Below are 16,941 nucleotides of genomic sequence, written 5' to 3'. Positions count from 1 at the left end.
AGATCGACGCGCTGCGGTTGCCTCTTCGGTCCGTGGCATCGGACGCGTGCGGCACCGCTGCGATGACCAGCCCCGCAGGCAACGCTCTGATGCTGCAAGGGCACGCAACCGATCATGCGAACCACCCGTGCAGCATCCAGCCATCGACACGGCCAGGAGCGGCGAACGCCCAGCCACGCCGGCCGCGTGCGGTTTCCACCACGTAGTAATCGCGGCGCGCCTCGTCGTCGTCCCACCAGCCGCTTTCCAGCCGCTCCGGGCCGGAGATGATGCGCAGCTGCGTCTCGTGCAGGGGCACCGGCTGCGGCAACAGCCAGGTCGGGCGCGGCGGACGCGGCGGCGCCGCAACGTCGCGCACCGCATCGCCAATGGCGCGCCGCCAGGCACGTTCCGGGCGCGGGTCGTCGGCCGGCAGTACGCGGTACACCGCCTCATCGCCCAGCCGCGCGCGCAAGCGCTCGCGCAGCTGCGGCCATTCCACCGATTGCTGCGCACGTTGATCGAACAGATCGCGCATGGCCGGCACGAACGGTGGCAGCTGCCGCGCCAGCAGGCGCATCGCCACTACCGGGCGTGGAATCTCCACCCGCTCCAGCCGGTTACGCGCAAGCTCGAACAACAGCGTCGGCGCGCGCTCCGGCGTTAGCAGGCCGATCTCGACATCGGTGGCGCCTTCCTCGTGTTCCAGCCGCAGCAGGAACCGTTGCACGCCGCCGTCGCGGATGGACAGGTAGGTGCACAGGTCGCCGATCAGGCGCCGCAGCGGGAACAGCAGCGCCGGATGCATTTCCACCTCGTAGCCGAGTTCCACACGCTGGTCGAAGTGGTCCGGTGGCGCGTAGCACTCCAGGGGGTCGTCGACCTGGCCGTAGAGGCGGTCCAGATGCTCGAGCAGGCCCGCGCCGAACCGCCGGCGCAGCCCATCGCGCGGCAACGCGCGCACTGCCGCCAGCGTGCGCACGCCCATGTGTTGCAGGCGCTCGCCGGCATCGCCCGGCAACGCGGCGCGGCGTACCGGCACCTTGTCCAGCGTGGCGTGCAAGGCCGGCAACTGCGTCACCACCATGCCGTCGCGCAGACCGGCCAGCACGCGCGCGGCGCGCGGCGTAGGCGCCAGTGCGAGCCGGTGCCGGAAGCCCAAGGCCTGCAGTTCATCGCGCAGGCGGCGTTCGAAACGCGGCCATGGACCAAACAACCGAAAACTGGCACCGGCTTCCAGCACGATGGCACGCGACCATTGCTGGCTCACCAGCGAACTGTGCCGGTACGCCCACGCCGCAAGAAACCGCTGCGTGCGCGCCTCAGCCTGGGCCTCGTAATCGATGGTGCGTACATGGGACATCAGCGCATGCGCCGCCGACAGCCGCATGCCGGCTTTCAGGCCGGCGGCGGACGCCGCTGCATTGACCGAGTGCAGGCTGCGCAACTGCGCCGGCCCTTCCACCAACACCAGCGGTGCGTCCGGCTCTTCCAGACGCCGGAGGACGGCGTCCAGCGCCAGCTGCGGCAGCAAGATGCAGGCCCACAACATGCGCGCGCCTCAATGCGCCAGCCGCAACGGCTGCGACGGGACCTGCCCGCCGCGGCACTTGCGTACCTGCCAGGCATCGCGCTCGGGCAGAAATTCCAGCCGTAACGCCGCCGGCGATGCATTGACCGCATGCTTGCGATCGCGCAACGCGAACGCGCAGCAGTTGCCGCTGTCGGCGGCGACCTGCAGCCGCCGCAATGCGCGTGCATCGCCGGTCTGCGGCCAGCCCAGCACCGCCGCGCACGCGCCACTGCGCAGGCATTGCTCGAACGCCCACAAGGCGTCGCGCGGCTCGGCCTGCACCACTTCCAGATGGTCCAGCACCACCCCGCCCGCCTGCCAGGCCGGCGCATAGGGAATGAATGGCGGCGCCACCAGCACCACCCGGCTGCTGGCGCCGGTCATGCGCGCCAGCGTGGGCAACAGCAGTGCGATCTCGCCCACGCCGTGCGCGGGCAGCAGCAACTCGGTCAGTGCCCGCCGCGGCCAGCCGCCATCGGGCAGCAGCGCATCCAGCGCCGCATGCCCGGTGGATTCGCCGCCATGGGCGATGGCGGTACCACGACCCGCGCGCCACACCGTGCGTGCGGCCAGCAGGGCGTCCAGCGGCAGTGCGACTGCCGCGTTGCCGTCCTGCCTGATGCGCGCGGACTCCTGGCTCATCTCAACCCTGCCGGATCAGACCGCAGTACAGTCCTTCGATCGCGAAGTCGGCATCGGCCGCCACCACGATCGGCGCATGCGCGCGGTTGCGCGGCAACAGGCGGATGCGTTCGGCACCGCGCTCCAGCCGCTTGATGGTGATTTCGCCATCCACCCGCGCCACCACGATCTGCCCATCGCGCGCCTCGCTGCTGCGATGCACGCCGACCAGATCGCCGTCCAGGATGCCGTCGTCGATCATCGAATCGCCTTGCACCTGCAGCAGATAGTCCGGGCGCAACGAGAACAGCGTGCGGTCCAGCCACAACTGTCGGTCCAGGCCGATATCCGCCCCGATCGGCACACCGGCCGCCACCCGGCCCAGCACCGGCAAGGCCAGCAAGGCATCGCGCGCGGCCCCGCCCAGCATGCGGATGCCACGCTTCTGATTGGGCAGCAGCTCGATCAACCCGGCCTCGGCCAGCGCCTGCACGTGCTTTTGCGCGGCATTGCGCGAGGCGAACCCGAACGCCTGCGCAATCTCGGCCAGGCTGGGCGACACCCCTGCACGGGCCTGCTCCTGCAGGAAAGCCAGCACCGCCTGACGCTTGGGGGAGAGAAGTTCCATGGGAGTGCAGCGGCCGGTCGGGACAAGGTGTACATTTGTACACCTGTCGGTCGCAGCAGGCGAGATTGGCCCATGCAGGTTGCTGAGCCGCTTCAGCCAGGACGGGCTTGTGATCGGCTGGAGACGGAGTTATAACTTACGTACTAACGAAGGCGTCGACCATGAAGCTCAAGATCACCTCCATCGGCAATTCCGCTGGCGTCATCCTGCCCAAGGAACTGCTCGCCCGCCTGCGCCTGGGCAAGGGCGACGAACTCTATGCACTGGAAACGCCCGACGGCATCAAGCTGACCGCGTTCGACCCGACCCTGGCCGCGCAGATGGATGTGGCCGAGCAGGTGATGCGCAACCGCCGCGCGTTGCTGCACAAGCTGGCGCAATAAGGCTCGACCATGATCGTCTGGATCGAGCGGCCACTTGTCCTGGCCATCCACGATCGCCAGCTGGCCGAACACGGCGGCGGCAGCGGCGTGCGCGACGACGCCCTGCTCGACTCGGCGCTTGCCAGGCCAAAGCAACTGCTGTCCTACGGCGAGCCGCCACCGGACCTGGCTGCGCTTGCCGCCAGTCTTGCCTACGGCTTGGGCCGCAACCATCCGTTTGTCGACGGCAACAAGCGCACTGCCGCCGTCGCTTGCGAAACCTTCATCGTGCTCAACGGAGCGACCTTGGCCGCCGATGATCTGGAACTCTACGGTTTCTACATCGGCCTGGCCGATGGCTCACTCGATGAAGCGGCCTGCGCCGCGTGGTTGCGCTCACGCCTGCGCTTGCGGCATCCAGATCGCGTGCACGAATCGACGCCGTCATATGGGTGACTGGTAGCCCGGCAAGCCTACAGTGCAGCAGCCACCATGGCGCGCATCGCTGCCCTGCCCGCTGCCACTGAAAACAGCGTCAGCGCCTAGTCCTTCGCATACACCACCCCAGCTTGTCGAGCTCCTCACCCGCGCGGCCGGTGAAACCGGCGATATGCCAGCCGCTGGGAGCGGTCAGCGTGTAGCTCTCGCTGGTCGGGCTGCCCACCTGCACGCTGCGGCCTTTGTTGGTGCGCAGGCTCAGCGAGAACAGGCGGGTGCGGTCGTTGTACTTGCCCACGGTGAAGGTGGCCGAGGACAGCGTTTCGTTGGCACCCAGCGACAGTGTGGTCGCCTGCCCGCCGCTGCCGCCATGCGCGAGCAGCTTGCCGCTGTCCAGGATCACGCCGACGCCATCCAGGCGCGCACCGCCGCGCAGGGTCACGCCACTGAGCGGACGCTCGCCAGGGTTGTCGGCCAGATCGTTGAACGGAACGCCATGCGGACCACCGAACTGGTCGCTGGTGCGCAATCGGTCGCCCACGGCCCATCCGAATTGCGCATGCAGCGGGTAGTGGTCGGACAGCGGCTTGCCGGCGCTGTCGTAGAAGCCGCCGCCATCGAGCTGGTAACGGTTGGCCACCAGGGTCAATTGCGGCGCGTCGCGGTACAGGATCTTGTCGACCACTTCGCAGCTATTGGTGGGCGGCGTGCCGCACAACAGCGGTGCGGCGCCGGCCGCCGGTGCTGCGCCCTTGATCAGTTCCACCCACGGATCGGTCAAACCGTTGGAGGCGATCAACTCGCGGATGTTGTCGTCGCTGCGGGTGTAGCGCGTATTGGAATCCATCATCACCAGCACCGCATTGCCGGCCGACCAGGTCTGGATGAACTGCGAGAGCTGGCCGATATTGGCGCGACGTGCGGACAGGTCGCCCGCTTCGACCCCGGCATTGGGGTGCGCGTTGTAGACGTCCAGCAACACGCCGTCGGCCAGGCGCACGCGCATGTAACTGAAACCCTTCGGGGTCAGGCAGTCGGTGCCGTTGCACTGGTTCCACTTGACCCGGGTGAAGTCGTTGAAGGGATAGTTGCTGAGCGTGTTGAGCCCGTCGCCGAACGCGGCACCGCCACTGGTGGCAGTACGGTAGGGATGCGCGTCGCCGGCGTACAGCGTGGCATGGTAGTTGAAGTCTTCCTGCACGTTGACCAGCCCGTAAGGCGCCAGTTTCGGTGCGAGCAGTGCGGTATTGGTGGCCGGCGTTCCGCTGGACAGGCCTTCGGGCAGTCCGGCGACGTTGTAGGTCAGTACGTCGAGTACGCCGACGTCCGTTTGCGCCTGTGCGATGCCTGCGCAGGCAAGTGTGAGAGCAGCTAACAAAACGTAGCGAGCGTTTGTCAGGTGGGTGCGGACGGCGCGGAGGAACCGCAGTGTACGAGTGGTACATGAGGATTCCGAGCACCGGCCGCGCCCGCCTGGCGAACGCGCAGTAGTTTTGGTAGTTGCTCTCAGAGCGGTTCCGAGACTGACGAGAGTACGTCGCTGGTGGAGCATAAATCGCCTCTTGCAGTGGTGAGAACAGCGGCTGGCACGGTGGCCAGGGAAACGGCGCCGGATGCGCCGATGCAACCACACGCGCCGGTCGCGGCCGGCGCGCGCGGCGTCATTCGCTCAGGTAATGCGGGTCGATCGCGGCGTCGATCAATGTCGCCAAGGTTGGTAGCGGGCAGTCGTACGCCGGGGTGGCGCTGCTGCAGCCGGGAATGAACACCGGCGACGACGGCGGCGGCGCCTGCGGCGTCAGTGCGCGGCGTTCGCGCAGTTGCGCCAGCGTCTGCGCGGTATAGCGCAGGCGGATCACACGCTGCCCATCGGCACGCCGCCAGCGTTCGAACACCAAGGCGCCGCCAGGCACGGTCTGGTCGGGTTGGTAACCTGGCAACTGCCAATGCAGATCGAACATGCCGGCCAGCAGGGTCAGCGTGCCGTCGTGACCGGACAGCACCACCAGCCGTGCATCGCCACCGATCGGCGTGGCCTGCGATGGATTGCGATTGCCACTGGTAACACTGCCTTGCTGCAGTGTCGCCAGCAGCCGCGCCGCCAGCGGCGTACTGGCCATGCGCGCCACCGTCGGCGCACGCAGGCGCAGCGCAAACTCGGCCTGATGCGGGGCGAACGCGCGCAGCAGACTGGCTTCGTCCACGCCTTGCCATCCCAGCCCGGCAAAGTCCTGGCCGTCGGCCCAGCCCATCAACAGGCTTTCGCTGATGCCGGAAGCTGCCGGTGCCGGGCCTTGGACACCGGCGATTCCGTCGTGGGCAGCGCCCATGCCTGCGGGCACCGCATCCAGGCGTTGCTTGCCGGCACCGGCCTGGGTCGGGCATGGCCGCTGCGCGCACTGCAGCAACAGTTGCTGCAAGCTGTCGATGGCATCGCGCTGCGCCGCATTCCAGCTCGCAACATCGCCGCCGACGCGGCCGGCGATGGCTGCGCGCATCAATGCGGCGGCAGCGGGTTGGCGCAATGCCGGCGCGCCGTCGAACAGTGGATCGGACGCGTCATCGGCCACGTGGTGCACCGTGTTCGTGCACCCCGGGGTGAGCGTGCTTGCCAACGCACGCGCCGAGGCGATGGTGCGCTGGGTGCGATTGGCCCAGTAGTAGACATTGGCGCAGCCATCGCCATCGAAAAGACCCAGCGGCGTGTAACGGGCGCGGTAATAGGTGCCGAATAACGCTTCCAGACGCGCACCGTTTGCGGTCAAGTGGCCGGCCGGCACATCGAAGCGTGGCCAGGGACGTGCGGAATAGCGACCCAGTTGCTCCGGGCTGGACATCGCCGCACGCACGCCGTGGCGTTTGAGGATGACGACTTTCTCGAGCGTCTCCGACGTGGTGGCGGCAGGCGCGACCGGCGTAGCCAAGCCGGCCACAACTAAAGCAAAAAAAACGATACAGCTACGAAGCAGTAATGACATGAGTGGTCTCAACACGTGGTGCAGGTGCTGCACACCGCGATACGAGGCGATGTGCGGCTGGCAACAGCGCCATAGCCGAAGCCATGGCCCTTGCAGATGGCGCCTTGCGGCAAGGCGCCCGGTGGCGGCATTGGCTGCCGCCAACAAACTGGATCGGCGATCACGACGGCTGCGCTCGTCGCAAGGCCTCCGTGGCGGCATGTCACCCGCAAGCGCAGCGCCCCCGATGCACGCCGCACGTCGCTGGCAACTGCCCGTCAGGTCTCCAGCCCTTTTCAAAACCGCGCGCGCAACCCCAGCGACCAGGTGCGGCCGTAGTCGGTATAGCCGCCGAACAAGTGATCGCCAACGAACTGGCGCTGCACTTCGCCAGTGAGATTGATCGCGTTGACGAACACCGACAGCGTGTCGTTGACCTTGTAGGCCACATTGGCATCCAGGCTACCGAACTGGTCGCTGTTGAGCGTGGCCACATTGGCGGTGCCGACCGCGTTGAGAATGTCGTCGCTCCAGCTGTAGCTGACGCGCGCCATCAACGGCCCCTTTTCGTAGAACAGCACGGCGTTGTAGGTGTTCTTGGCTACACCTTCCAGGCTGTCGGTGAAGCTGCTGGTGCCGTCGTGATAGGTCGCCTTGCTGTCGGTCCAGGTGTAGTTGAGCTGCATACCCAGACCGTCCAGCGGCGACGGCAAGCCGGTAAAGACCTGCTGATACGCCACCTCAGCGCCCTGCACCATCGCCTTGCTGCCGTTGGTCTTGGACGACAGCAGATAGGTCTGGCCTTGGTAGACCAGGTTGGACATCTGGGTCTGGATGAAGCTGGAGATGTCCTTGTAGAACAGGCCGCCGGTCAGTGCCGAGGTGCCGTCGATGTACCATTCGAAGGTCAGGTCGTACTGCCACGCCTCGAAGGGCTGCAGCGCAGGGTTGCCGCCGCTGGCGGTGAGGCGTTCGCCACTGGAATTGAAGGTCAGCTTGGACGACAGATCGGTAAGGTCCGGGCGCGTGATCACCTTGGCCGCGGAAGTCCGCAGCACCATGTCCTCGCGCACGTCCCAGGCCGCGTTGAACGAAGGCAGCACATTGGTATAGCTGCGCTCGAAATGCACCGGCTGTGCGCTGCCGTTGACGTCGGCATGGCCATCGGTGGCCTGCTCGGTGCGCACCACCCGCGCGCCGACATTACCGCGCAGTTCGCGGCCCGCCAGCTGGGTGGCGAAGTTGCTCATCGCGTACGCCGAGGCGATCTTTTCCTGCACCTCGTAGGAATTCTGCAGGTCGGCGCTGTTGGGCGTGTTGTTCAGATCGGCGCTGGTTGGCCAATTGCCCCAGAACGCGGATTCGATCGGCGCCAGCCATTGCCGCGGCAGGTTGCCGTTGGCGTCCGACAGCATGTCGCCCACCGGCAACGCGGTGAAATAGCTGCCCGGGAAACGTACCCCGGCAATGCTGTTGAGCAGCAGGTCCGCGCGATCGTAGGTGCGCGAGCGCTGGCGGTACTTGGCGCCCACCTTGACATCGCGAAAGAAGCTGCCGTCGAGTGTGCGCCTGGCATCGAACTGCAGTGCGTCTTCCTTGTCGCGCGCATCGATCTCGCGCCATTCCAGCCGGCGCCCTGCCACGGTGGCCGGGTTGGTCGGATCGAAGCCGTTGGTGAAGCTCCAGTCCGGTACGTTGTCGCCGTCGGCTTGCGGCATGTCCACGCGCATCGACAGGTTGGTGCCGCTGCGCAGACGGGTGCGCCGGATCGGATCGGAGTCGTAGCTGTGCGCCTGCGAGTGGAACGCCACTGCGCCCAGCGTCCATTGATCGCCGCTCCAGGTGCTGGACAGGCGTGCACTGCGGTTGTCGTCGGTAATGCCGGAGGTTTCGCGCGAGATCTGCACCTGGCCGTTGCGATAATCGAAGCCGGTAACACCGCCATTTTCCACCCGCAGATTGCTCAGCTTGGCCAGGCTGTCGAAGCCCACGCCCATGCTGTATTCGTCGTAATGCACGGTCTGCCTGGCGTAGAGCAGATCCAGGTTGGTCTCCCACGCCGCGCTGGGCTTCCATTGCAGCGAGGCCGCCACGCCGGTGCGCTCGCGCTCTTCCAGTTCCAGCGTCGGGCGCAGGCCGGTGGGGACGTAGTTGGCGCCGGGGACGCCCGGCACGCCGTTGCGGTAGTAGTCCCAGCTCACCTCGTTGACGCGGTCCTGGCGCAACGTACGTTGCGCATATGCACCGGAGATCAGCATGCCGAAGGTGCCCTCGGCATTGACCCAGTTGAACAGGCCAGAGACGCGCGGATCGTTGGCCTGGGTGCGCTGGGCCTGGCTGGATTCCAGCGATACGTTGGTCAGTGTCTTGCCCAGCTCCAGCGGGCGGAATGTACGCACGTTGACGATGCCGCCGATGGCGCCTTCGTCCAGGTCGGCGGTGGGGCTCTTGATCACATCCAGCCCGGAGACCAGTTCGGCCGGCAGCGTGTCGTAGCGGAACTGCCGCCCGGTCTGGCCGGAGGTGCGCACGTTCTCGTTGACCGCCATGGTCTGGCCGTTGAGTGTGGTGACCTGGAAATTCGGGCCCAGGCCGCGCACGCGCACGTACACGCCTTCGCCGCGGTCGCGCACGATCGACACGCCCGGCACGCGCTGTAGCGCCTCGGCCACGTTCTGCGCCGGCAGCTTGCCGATGTCTTCGGCGGCGATCACATCCACCACGCTGTCGGCGTAGCGCTTCTGGCGCAACGCGGCGCTGAGGCTGCCGGCGTAACTGCCGAGCACCTGGATACTGTCCAGTTCCTGCACCGGCGCGTCTGCGCGCGGGGGCGGCGCCGTGGCGACCGCGGCCGTTGCCGGAACCGCTCGCGGCAGGCCCGGCGCCGGCTCGGCGGTTTCGATCGTCACCGTGGTCGCATCGAGATAGCGGTAGCGCAGGCCGGTACCGTCGAGCAATTGTTGCAGGGCCTGCTCGGGTGCGACGCCGGCCGCGGTGGCGCGGGTCTGCGGGTTGCCGGCCACGCCGGCGGCATAGACAAACTGCAGCCCGGTCTGGCGCGACAGCGCATTGAGCGCGCGCGCCAGGGGCTGGGCCGGAATCGCCTCGACCGCGACGGTGGCAGCAGCCGTCTGGGCGCCAGCGGTACCGGCGTGCAGGGCGAGAGCGATCGAAAGAAACAACGTACGGCGCATCGTGAAATCCAGTAGGGGAGGAAGCAATGCGCAACACCACCCGCCACGCGGGAATGCTGCGTTGTACCTGGACTACGAGCATCGACAGCGACGATCGGGCACCGTTTTTTGATGAATTTTCTGTGACATCTGCGCAGGCACCGAACGGTGCGGGCGCGACGCACTGCATCTGCATCGCGCTACGCCTTACGTGCACGCGAGGACGTGAGGTCTTGCATGTGCGTGGACGCAGCCGCAGACGGCCATCGATACGCACCCGGCGCAATGGCATCGGCAACCTCATTCACTGCGCGCAGGATCAATGCATGTGCGCTACGCGCGTGATGCGGCATGCGCACGCACTGCACGCATCACGACGTCGTGCAGCGCCGTGGCTATCGTGTCGCCGTTCCCTGCGCAGGCCGGCTGCTCACGCGCAGCATCCCCGGCGCGCTGACCATGCGCAGGTTCGGCTGGCCATCCAGGAAGGCACGCAGCGCGGCGAGATCGTCACCGCGCAGATTGCCGGTGAGCCGCAGCGCACCGGCGGCAGCATCGTCGATCGACAAACGCGTGCGGTTGAGACGATTGAAGTCTTCGGCCACCGTGGCCAGCGGCGCGTCGCGGAACACGATGCGCCGCTGCCGCCAGGCATGCATGGCGGCCACCTCTTCGCTGGCCAGTTCGATCTTGCCGGTGGCTGCATCGATCCGTGCGCTCTGCCCTGCCCCCAGGTTGGCAAGCATTGGCTGCCCATCGCGCGCGTCGCGCCAGACATGGACACGCCCTACTGCGACCTCGATGCGTGCCTGGTGTTGATACAGGGCGATATCGAAGGTGGTGCCGATATCCTCGACACGCAGATGGCCTGCATGCACCTGCAACGGGCGCCGGTCCGCTGCGACCACGAAGCTGGCCTGGCCACGCAGCAGCTGCAGGTGGCGGCTCCACGGCGTCATGGTGGCACACAGGCTGCTTTGCCCATTCAAATGCACCACGCTGCGGTCGGCCAACTGCACGCTGCGCTGCTCGCCGTGCGCAGTGGCGTAGGTCTGCGTGCGTGGCCAGGCCCAGCCGGTCAGGATCGCCACGCCGCAGAGCGCCGCGGCCAGGCCCGTGCGCCAGCTGCGCATGCGTGCGTTGGGTTGGCCTTCGCTGCGGCGCGGCCGGGCAGTTGATTGCTGTGCTTGCTGCCCTCGTGACCGCAGCGGCAGCGCAATCACGTTGGGCGGCGCGGCATCGCCACTCTTGCACCGGTCGGCAGCAAGCAGGGCATCCACGTCCAGGTCCATGTCGCGCATGGCATCGCCCAGATCGCCGGCCACACGCAGCACCGCCATGTATTCGCGCACATGCCGCGGCGATGCGGTCAGCCATTGCAGAAAGCCGGCCTGTTGCGTCGCATCCAGCGCCTGCATGCGTTGCAGCGCATGCCAGTGCGCGGCTTCACCGACAACGCTGCGGCTCGGTAACACCGGCTTGCTCACCAGCTGTCCCCGCTATCGGCAACCGCCCGTCTGCAGGCCGACAAGCCACGCACCACATGCTTCTTGACCATATGCGCAGACACCCCCATGCGCTCGGCGATCTGCTTGTAACTGAGTCCGTCGCGGTACTGCATCACCAATACCGCGCAGGTGCGCTCCGGCAACGTGGCCAGCAGGGCCTGCAGGCGTTGCTGGCGCTGCTGCCGGTGCGCGGCGTCTTCCACGTCGTCGCCTGCGGCCAGCAGCTGCGAAAACTGTTCCATCTCGTCGATGCGCAGTGGCGCCTGCTTGCGTCGCGCGGCCTGCTCGCGCGCCAGGTTCAGCGCCACCGTATACAGATACGCCTCGGGATTGGCGATCGCCTCGCCCTGATCCTGATGCGCACGCAACAGCCGCAGATAGGTTTCCTGCACCAGGTCTTCGGCATCCTCGTTGGCGCCGCGACGCACGAAAAAGCCACGCAGCACCGATCCGTGCTGGGTGAACACCTGCGTCCAGGCGCGGGTGGCGTTGGCTTTCATGCGGGCGCGTTCCCCTGTGCGCTGGGCCGGCTAGCCTGGCCACTGCAGGTGACACCGCGATGACGCACCGACGATGGCACCGGCCTGCGATCAAGCGATGTCATGCGCAGCAACGCCGCCATGTTCCGCGCATGACCACGCTCAGGCTTCACGCACGCGTGAAAGAGACCTCACTCACCTACACCACACCTTGACCACGCAGGCATCAAGGTGAGGGTCCTCCTCTCAGCCATCGCCACGGGGTTCGCATGAATGCCACACCCGCCACTGCCACGCATCTGGCGCCGGCCACCGCCACTGCTGCGCCGACCTACCCGGTCAACCTGCGCATCAATGGCCAGCCTTACCAATTGCAGCTCGAAGCCTGGGTCAGCCTGCTCGATCTACTGCGCGACCGGCTCGACCTCACCGGCACCAAGAAAGGCTGCGACCACGGCCAGTGCGGCGCCTGCACGGTGCTGGTCGATGGGCGCCGCATCAACAGCTGCCTGACGCTTGCGGTCATGCAGGACGGCGCCGAGATCACCACCGTCGAAGGCCTGGCCGAGGGCGAACAGCTGCATCCGCTGCAGCGTGCCTTCATCGAGAACGATGCCTTCCAGTGCGGCTATTGCACGCCCGGGCAGTTGTGCTCGGCAGTGGGCCTGATCAATGAAGGCAAGGCGCGCGACCGCGACCAGGTGCGCGAGTTGATGAGCGGCAATCTGTGCCGCTGCGGTGCCTACCCGCAGATCACCGATGCGGTGATGCAGGTCATGGGCAAACCCAGCGACAGCAGCGAGAGTGCCGCCACACCGTGGACGCCAGGGACGGTGCCGGCATGATCCCGCTCACCTATACGCGCGCGGACAGCGTCGATGCGGCGCTGACTGCACTGTCTGTGCGCGGCAGCGACCCGCACCCGGTGCCCGCCGAAGCCCCGGTGCGCCTGATCGCCGGCGGTACCAATCTCACCGACCTGATGAAGCTGCAATTGATGCGGCCGGGCAGCCTGGTCGATATCAATCGCCTGCCGCTGGACAGCATCAGTGCGCTCCCCGAAGGCGGCCTGCGCCTGGGTGCGCTCGCACGCAATGCCGACACTGCCTATCACCCGGACGTGGAGACGCGTTACCCCTTGTTGAGCGCGGCGATCCTGGCCGGCGCCTCGCCGCAGATCCGCAACATGGCCAGCAACGGCGGCAACCTGCTGCAACGCACGCGCTGCCTGTATTTCTACGACCATGCCACCCCATGCAACAAGCGCGCGCCCGGGACCGGTTGCTCGGCGATCGGCGGGCTCACCACCTACAACGCCATCCTCGGTGCCAGCGCGCAGTGCATTGCCACGCACCCGTCGGACATGTGCGTCGCGCTGGCTGCGCTGGACGCGGTGGTACACGTGCGAGGCCCCAATGGCGAGCGCGACATCCCGTTCGCGCAGTTCCACCGCCTGCCCGGCGAGCACCCGGAGCTGGACAGCACCCTGGCCCGGGACGAGCTGATCGTGCATATCGACCTGCCCGATGCACAGCGCTTCGTCGCGCACAGCGCCTACCTGAAAATCCGCGAGCGCCTGTCGTATGCCTTCGCGCTGGTATCGGTGGCGGCGGCGCTGGACCTGGCCGAGGACGGCAGCATCGGCGAGGTGCGCGTGGCCCTGGGCGGCGTGGCGCACAAGCCCTGGCGCAATCCCGACGCCGAAGCGCAGCTGGTGGGCAAAGCTGCCACGACCGAGAGCTTCGGCAACCTGGCCGATGCCTTGCTGCAGGGTGCGCAACCGCAAGGCAACAACGCCTTCAAGCTGCCGCTGGCACGCCGCGCGATCGTGCGTGCCCTGGACGTTGCCCGCGCGGGCACCATCGACAACCGCGGGCGAACCAGCGCGCTGGAGGAAGCGCCATGAACGCACGCAGCACCGATATATCCAACAACGACCTGAGCCCGCCGGTTGCCGACAGCGGCACCGGCTATCGCCCCACCGGCACCGGCGTCACCCGCATCGACGGGCGCGCCAAGGTCACCGGCCAGGCGCGTTATGCCGCCGAATGGCCGGTCGCGGATCTGGCCTACGGCGTGGTGGTCAACAGCAGCATCGCCAAGGGCGAGATCGTCGCCTTCCATCTCGCTGCCGCGCGTGCGGTGCCCGGCGTGCTGGAGATCGTCACCCATGAAAACCGCCCGCATATGCGCGGCATGGACGTGTTCTACAAGGACATGACCGCACCTGCCGGCTCGCCGTTCCGGCCCCTGTACGACAACAAGATCCTGTACAGCGGCCAGCCGATCGCCCTGGTGGTGGCCGACACCTTCGAAGCGGCGCGCCATGCGGCGCACTTGGTGGAGGTGGAACTGCTGCAGGACCCGCACGACACCAACCTGATGACCAACCTGGACCGTGCGCACAAACCCAAGGCCATGAAGGCCGGTTTCTCGCCGCCGCCCAAGGACAAGGGCGAGCCGGATACCGCCTTTGCCAATGCCGCTGTCCAGGTGCAGGCCGACTACTACAGCGGCGTGGAGCACCACAATCCGATGGAGTTGTTCGCCTCCACGGTGATCCGCGACGCCGATGGCCACTTCACCATCTACGACAAGACCCAGGGCTCGCAGAACAGCCGTTGGTACGTCTCGCATGTGTTCGGCCTGAGCAAGCGCAAGGTCACCGTGCGCAATCCGTACGTGGGTGGCGCCTTCGGCTCCGGGCTGCGCCCGCAGTATCAGTTGCCGCTGGCGGTGATGGCCTCGATCCTGCTGGACCGCTCGGTGCGCGTGGTGCTGACGCGGCAACAGATGTTCACCTTCGGCCATCGCCCGGAAACATTGCAACGGCTCAAGCTCGGCGCCGACCGCGACGGCAGCTTGCGCGCGATCTGGCACGAGGCCATCGCCGAAACCTCGCGCATCGAGGATTACGTCGAGGTGGTGGTCAACTGGAGCGGGCAGCTGTATGCCTGCGACAACGTGCATCTGGGCTACAACCTGGTGAGCCTGGACCAGTTCAGCCCGATGGACATGCGCGCACCCGGTGCCGCACATGGCATGCATGCGCTGGAAGTGGCGATGGACGAGCTGTCCTATGAGCTGGGCATGGATCCGCTGGCGCTGCGCCTGAAGAACTATGCCGAGGTCAACCCGGCCGACGACAAGCCCTACTCCACCAAGGCGCTGCGCGCGTGCTACCAGCAAGGTGCCGAACGCTTTGGCTGGGCGCAGCGTCCGCTGCAGCCGCGCGCGCGCAAGGAAGGCAACGAATGGGTCGGCTGGGGCATGGCCACCGGGCAATGGGATGCGATGCAGATGTTTGCACGCGCGCATGCCGTGCTGCACGCCGACGGCCGGCTGGTGGTGAGCAGCGCAGCCAGCGATATCGGCACCGGCACCTATACGGTGATGGCGATGATCGCGGCCGAAGCACTGGGCCTGCCGCTGGAACAGGTCACCTTCCAGCTCGGCGATTCGACCCTGCCGGTCGCGCCGATCGAAGGCGGTTCGTCGCATGTGACCACGGTGGGCTCGGCGGTGGATGGCGCGTGCGCGAAGCTGCGCGCGCGGCTGCTGCGCCTGGCGCAGGCATTGCCGAATTCGCGCTTTACCAAGGCCAAGCTGGACGAGGTGGTGTTTGCCGATGGCACGCTGGCCTTGCGCGCCGATGCCGGTACCACCATTGCCCTGACCGAACTGTTGCGCGCCGCGCAGCTGGAACTGATCGAGGACAAGTTCCTGCTGCTGCCCAATGTACTCAAGCAACGCAAGTACACCCGTGCCACCCATGGCGCGGTGTTCGTGGAAGTGCGGGTTGACGACGAGCTGGGCACGGTGCGGGTCACCCGCGTGGTCAGCGCGGTTGCAGCCGGGCGCATCCTCAACCCGATCACCGCGCGCAGCCAGATCGTCGGCGGCGTGGTCTGGGGCATCGGCCAGGCGCTGCACGAACACACCCAGTCCGATCACCGCTTCGGCCGTTTCATGAATCACGATTTTGCGATGTATCACGTCTCGGCCAATGCCGACATCCACGACATCGATGTGATCTTCGCCGACGAGGACGACCGCATCGTCAGCAGCCTGGGCGCAAAAGGCGTGGGCGAAATCGGCCTGGTCGGTGTTTCGGCGGCGATCTGCAATGCGATCTTCCATGCCACCGGCAAGCGCATCCGCAGCACCCCGATGACGCCGGACAAGGTGATGGCGGACTGAGGCCTGCACTGCAGGTGCCCACGCCCCCTCAGGTAGAGCCATCTGCCTGAGGGCGGACGCGCCTGCAGTGTCTTGTCCTGCAGCGTCCGCGGTGACCGCTGGCGCAACAACCGGATCAGCCGCGTGTCGGTGGTGCCGAACCAGGGCAGACGCCACATCTGGCTGACTGGAGTATGGGTCTTTCGCAGGATCGAGCGGCAGCGGCACGCAAGCGGTGCCGCTGGCGTTGGACGCAGCGCGTCAACACACCATCACATGCGGTCAGGTGCGCGTGGCCGCCAGGAAATGCGCGCGGTCCTGCTGGGTGCGGCGGCGGATCTCCGCCAGTGCGTCGTTCTCGGTCGCTTCCAGCATGGATTCGAACAGGCGCTGGAAATGGTTGCGCATGGCCGTGCGTGCCGCCACCGGGTCGCGTTGCTGCAGGGCCTGCAGGATGGCGGTGTGTTCGTCCACGCGGGTGGCGCCGTCGTCGTGGCAGACCCGCGCGTATACCTCGCGCACGCGCGGCAATTCGTTGCGCATGCGCCAGATCAACTGCACGCAGTACGCCACTACCGGGTTGCCGCTGATACGCGCGATCGCCAGGTGGAAGGCGCGGTCGTACTCGGCAGCGGCCGCATCGCTGAGCCCTGGTGCGGACAGCGCCTGGATCATGCCGCCCAGTTCGTCCAGTTCCGCATCGGTGATGTGGCTGGCCGCCAATGCGGCCGCCTCCGCCTCGATCACCGCGCGCGCGGATGTCAGCTCGAACGCGCTGACATCCGGCAATGCGCCCTCGTCCGAGGCCAGGCGAGGCTTGACGTACACGCCCGAGCCGATCTTGATCACGATGCGGCCCTGCGCCTCAAGCGCGATCTCGGCCTCGCGCACGGTCACGCGGCTGACGCCGAAGCGCTCGGCCAACTCGCGCTCGCCCGGCAGGCGCGAGCCGACCGGGAATTCGCCCGTGTCGATCAGCGCGCGGATCTTGGCGGCAACGGAGTGGTACAGGCGGTTTTCGGACATCGGCGACTCAAACCCTCA

14 protein-coding genes and 1 other RNA gene are annotated in these 16,941 nt (G+C 67.0%); 5 read left to right on the top strand and 10 right to left on the bottom strand.

Annotation, left to right across the window (positions count from 1 at the left end):
* Positions 1–112: 112 nt before the first annotated feature.
* From XARJCFBP2528_RS00290 to lexA, 3 genes are read right to left on the bottom strand one after another with little or no spacing between them, the layout of a single operon-like run.
* Complete coding sequence (locus tag XARJCFBP2528_RS00290; protein ID WP_016903823.1) at positions 113–1,531, bottom strand: Y-family DNA polymerase; 1,419 nt, start codon at positions 1,529–1,531, stop codon at positions 113–115.
* Positions 1,532–1,540: 9 nt separating this feature from the next.
* Entirely contained in the window at positions 1,541–2,194 is a 654-nt protein-coding gene (gene imuA, locus XARJCFBP2528_RS00285) for a translesion DNA synthesis-associated protein ImuA (protein WP_016903822.1), read from the bottom strand.
* Position 2,195: 1 nt separating this feature from the next.
* Positions 2,196–2,801 carry a transcriptional repressor LexA gene (lexA, locus tag XARJCFBP2528_RS00280; protein WP_016903821.1) on the bottom strand — a complete coding sequence of 202 codons (606 nt, stop codon included), beginning with the start codon at positions 2,799–2,801 and terminating at the stop codon, positions 2,196–2,198.
* 161 nt (positions 2,802–2,962) lie between these two features.
* On the opposite strand from lexA, the gene XARJCFBP2528_RS00275 reads away from it, so the two are divergent.
* Positions 2,963–3,184 carry an AbrB/MazE/SpoVT family DNA-binding domain-containing protein gene (locus tag XARJCFBP2528_RS00275; protein WP_016903820.1) on the top strand — a complete coding sequence of 74 codons (222 nt, stop codon included), beginning with the start codon at positions 2,963–2,965 and terminating at the stop codon, positions 3,182–3,184.
* A 9-nt stretch (positions 3,185–3,193) separates the two neighbouring features.
* Positions 3,194–3,619: a type II toxin-antitoxin system death-on-curing family toxin gene (locus XARJCFBP2528_RS00270; protein ID WP_016903819.1), complete on the top strand. Its 426-nt coding sequence runs from the start codon at positions 3,194–3,196 to the stop codon at positions 3,617–3,619.
* A 79-nt stretch (positions 3,620–3,698) separates the two neighbouring features.
* Here the strand turns inward: XARJCFBP2528_RS00270 and XARJCFBP2528_RS00265 are convergent, their stop codons facing one another.
* The 6 genes from XARJCFBP2528_RS00265 to XARJCFBP2528_RS00245 all read right to left on the bottom strand — a co-directional run bounded on the left by XARJCFBP2528_RS00265 (position 3,699) and on the right by XARJCFBP2528_RS00245 (position 11,739).
* A complete protein-coding gene (locus XARJCFBP2528_RS00265) occupies positions 3,699–4,979 on the bottom strand; it encodes a jacalin-like lectin (protein ID WP_016903818.1) in 1,281 nt (426 codons plus the stop codon).
* A non-coding RNA gene (locus XARJCFBP2528_RS21745) (sX9 sRNA) lies at positions 4,971–5,046 on the bottom strand. The genes XARJCFBP2528_RS00265 and XARJCFBP2528_RS21745 overlap by 9 nt, the downstream gene beginning before the upstream one ends.
* A gap of 216 nt (positions 5,047–5,262) precedes the next feature.
* The gene (locus tag XARJCFBP2528_RS00260; protein WP_039815423.1) at positions 5,263–6,579 is read right to left on the bottom strand and encodes a histidine-type phosphatase; all 1,317 of its coding nucleotides are present in this window, start codon (positions 6,577–6,579) and stop codon (positions 5,263–5,265) included.
* Between the two features lie 275 nt (positions 6,580–6,854).
* Complete coding sequence (locus tag XARJCFBP2528_RS00255; RefSeq protein ID WP_047124161.1) at positions 6,855–9,752, bottom strand: TonB-dependent receptor; 2,898 nt, start codon at positions 9,750–9,752, stop codon at positions 6,855–6,857.
* Between the two features lie 374 nt (positions 9,753–10,126).
* Entirely contained in the window at positions 10,127–11,218 is a 1,092-nt protein-coding gene (locus XARJCFBP2528_RS00250) for a FecR family protein (RefSeq protein WP_016903815.1), read from the bottom strand.
* Entirely contained in the window at positions 11,215–11,739 is a 525-nt protein-coding gene (locus XARJCFBP2528_RS00245; RefSeq protein WP_024938642.1) for an RNA polymerase sigma factor, read from the bottom strand. The genes XARJCFBP2528_RS00250 and XARJCFBP2528_RS00245 overlap by 4 nt, the downstream gene beginning before the upstream one ends.
* Before the next feature lie 248 nt (positions 11,740–11,987).
* On the opposite strand from XARJCFBP2528_RS00245, the gene XARJCFBP2528_RS00240 reads away from it, so the two are divergent.
* The 3 genes from XARJCFBP2528_RS00240 to XARJCFBP2528_RS00230 are packed head-to-tail and all read left to right on the top strand — an operon-like array spanning position 11,988 to position 15,918.
* Complete coding sequence (locus XARJCFBP2528_RS00240; protein WP_016904244.1) at positions 11,988–12,563, top strand: (2Fe-2S)-binding protein; 576 nt, start codon at positions 11,988–11,990, stop codon at positions 12,561–12,563.
* Entirely contained in the window at positions 12,536–13,624 is a 1,089-nt protein-coding gene (locus tag XARJCFBP2528_RS00235) for an FAD binding domain-containing protein (RefSeq protein ID WP_047124160.1), read from the top strand. Before XARJCFBP2528_RS00240 ends, XARJCFBP2528_RS00235 begins: the two co-directional genes overlap by 28 nt.
* Positions 13,621–15,918, top strand: a complete 2,298-nt coding sequence (locus XARJCFBP2528_RS00230; RefSeq protein ID WP_047124159.1) for a xanthine dehydrogenase family protein molybdopterin-binding subunit — start codon at positions 13,621–13,623, stop codon at positions 15,916–15,918. The genes XARJCFBP2528_RS00235 and XARJCFBP2528_RS00230 overlap by 4 nt, the downstream gene beginning before the upstream one ends.
* A gap of 261 nt (positions 15,919–16,179) precedes the next feature.
* On the opposite strand, the gene XARJCFBP2528_RS00225 is transcribed toward XARJCFBP2528_RS00230, so the two are convergent.
* A complete protein-coding gene (locus XARJCFBP2528_RS00225; protein ID WP_047124158.1) occupies positions 16,180–16,923 on the bottom strand; it encodes a FadR/GntR family transcriptional regulator in 744 nt (247 codons plus the stop codon).
* Between the last annotated feature and the right edge of the window lie 18 nt (positions 16,924–16,941).

The organism is Xanthomonas arboricola pv. juglandis, assembly GCF_001013475.1.
Taxonomy (GTDB): domain Bacteria; phylum Pseudomonadota; class Gammaproteobacteria; order Xanthomonadales; family Xanthomonadaceae; genus Xanthomonas; species Xanthomonas arboricola.
This window is presented reverse-complemented; position numbering and strand designations above follow the sequence as displayed.

Coding starts and splice junctions, on each gene's coding strand:
- XARJCFBP2528_RS00245 (WP_024938642.1), bottom strand. CDS start 11,739: ATGAAAGCCAACGCCACCCGCGCCTGGACGCAGGTGTTCACCCAGCAC.
- XARJCFBP2528_RS00290 (WP_016903823.1), bottom strand. CDS start 1,531: ATGTTGTGGGCCTGCATCTTGCTGCCGCAGCTGGCGCTGGACGCCGTC.
- XARJCFBP2528_RS00255 (WP_047124161.1), bottom strand. CDS start 9,752: ATGCGCCGTACGTTGTTTCTTTCGATCGCTCTCGCCCTGCACGCCGGT.
- imuA (WP_016903822.1), bottom strand. CDS start 2,194: ATGAGCCAGGAGTCCGCGCGCATCAGGCAGGACGGCAACGCGGCAGTC.
- XARJCFBP2528_RS00240 (WP_016904244.1), top strand. CDS start 11,988: ATGAATGCCACACCCGCCACTGCCACGCATCTGGCGCCGGCCACCGCC.
- XARJCFBP2528_RS00230 (WP_047124159.1), top strand. CDS start 13,621: ATGAACGCACGCAGCACCGATATATCCAACAACGACCTGAGCCCGCCG.
- XARJCFBP2528_RS00275 (WP_016903820.1), top strand. CDS start 2,963: ATGAAGCTCAAGATCACCTCCATCGGCAATTCCGCTGGCGTCATCCTG.
- lexA (WP_016903821.1), bottom strand. CDS start 2,801: ATGGAACTTCTCTCCCCCAAGCGTCAGGCGGTGCTGGCTTTCCTGCAG.
- XARJCFBP2528_RS00270 (WP_016903819.1), top strand. CDS start 3,194: ATGATCGTCTGGATCGAGCGGCCACTTGTCCTGGCCATCCACGATCGC.
- XARJCFBP2528_RS00225 (WP_047124158.1), bottom strand. CDS start 16,923: ATGTCCGAAAACCGCCTGTACCACTCCGTTGCCGCCAAGATCCGCGCG.
- XARJCFBP2528_RS00260 (WP_039815423.1), bottom strand. CDS start 6,579: ATGTCATTACTGCTTCGTAGCTGTATCGTTTTTTTTGCTTTAGTTGTG.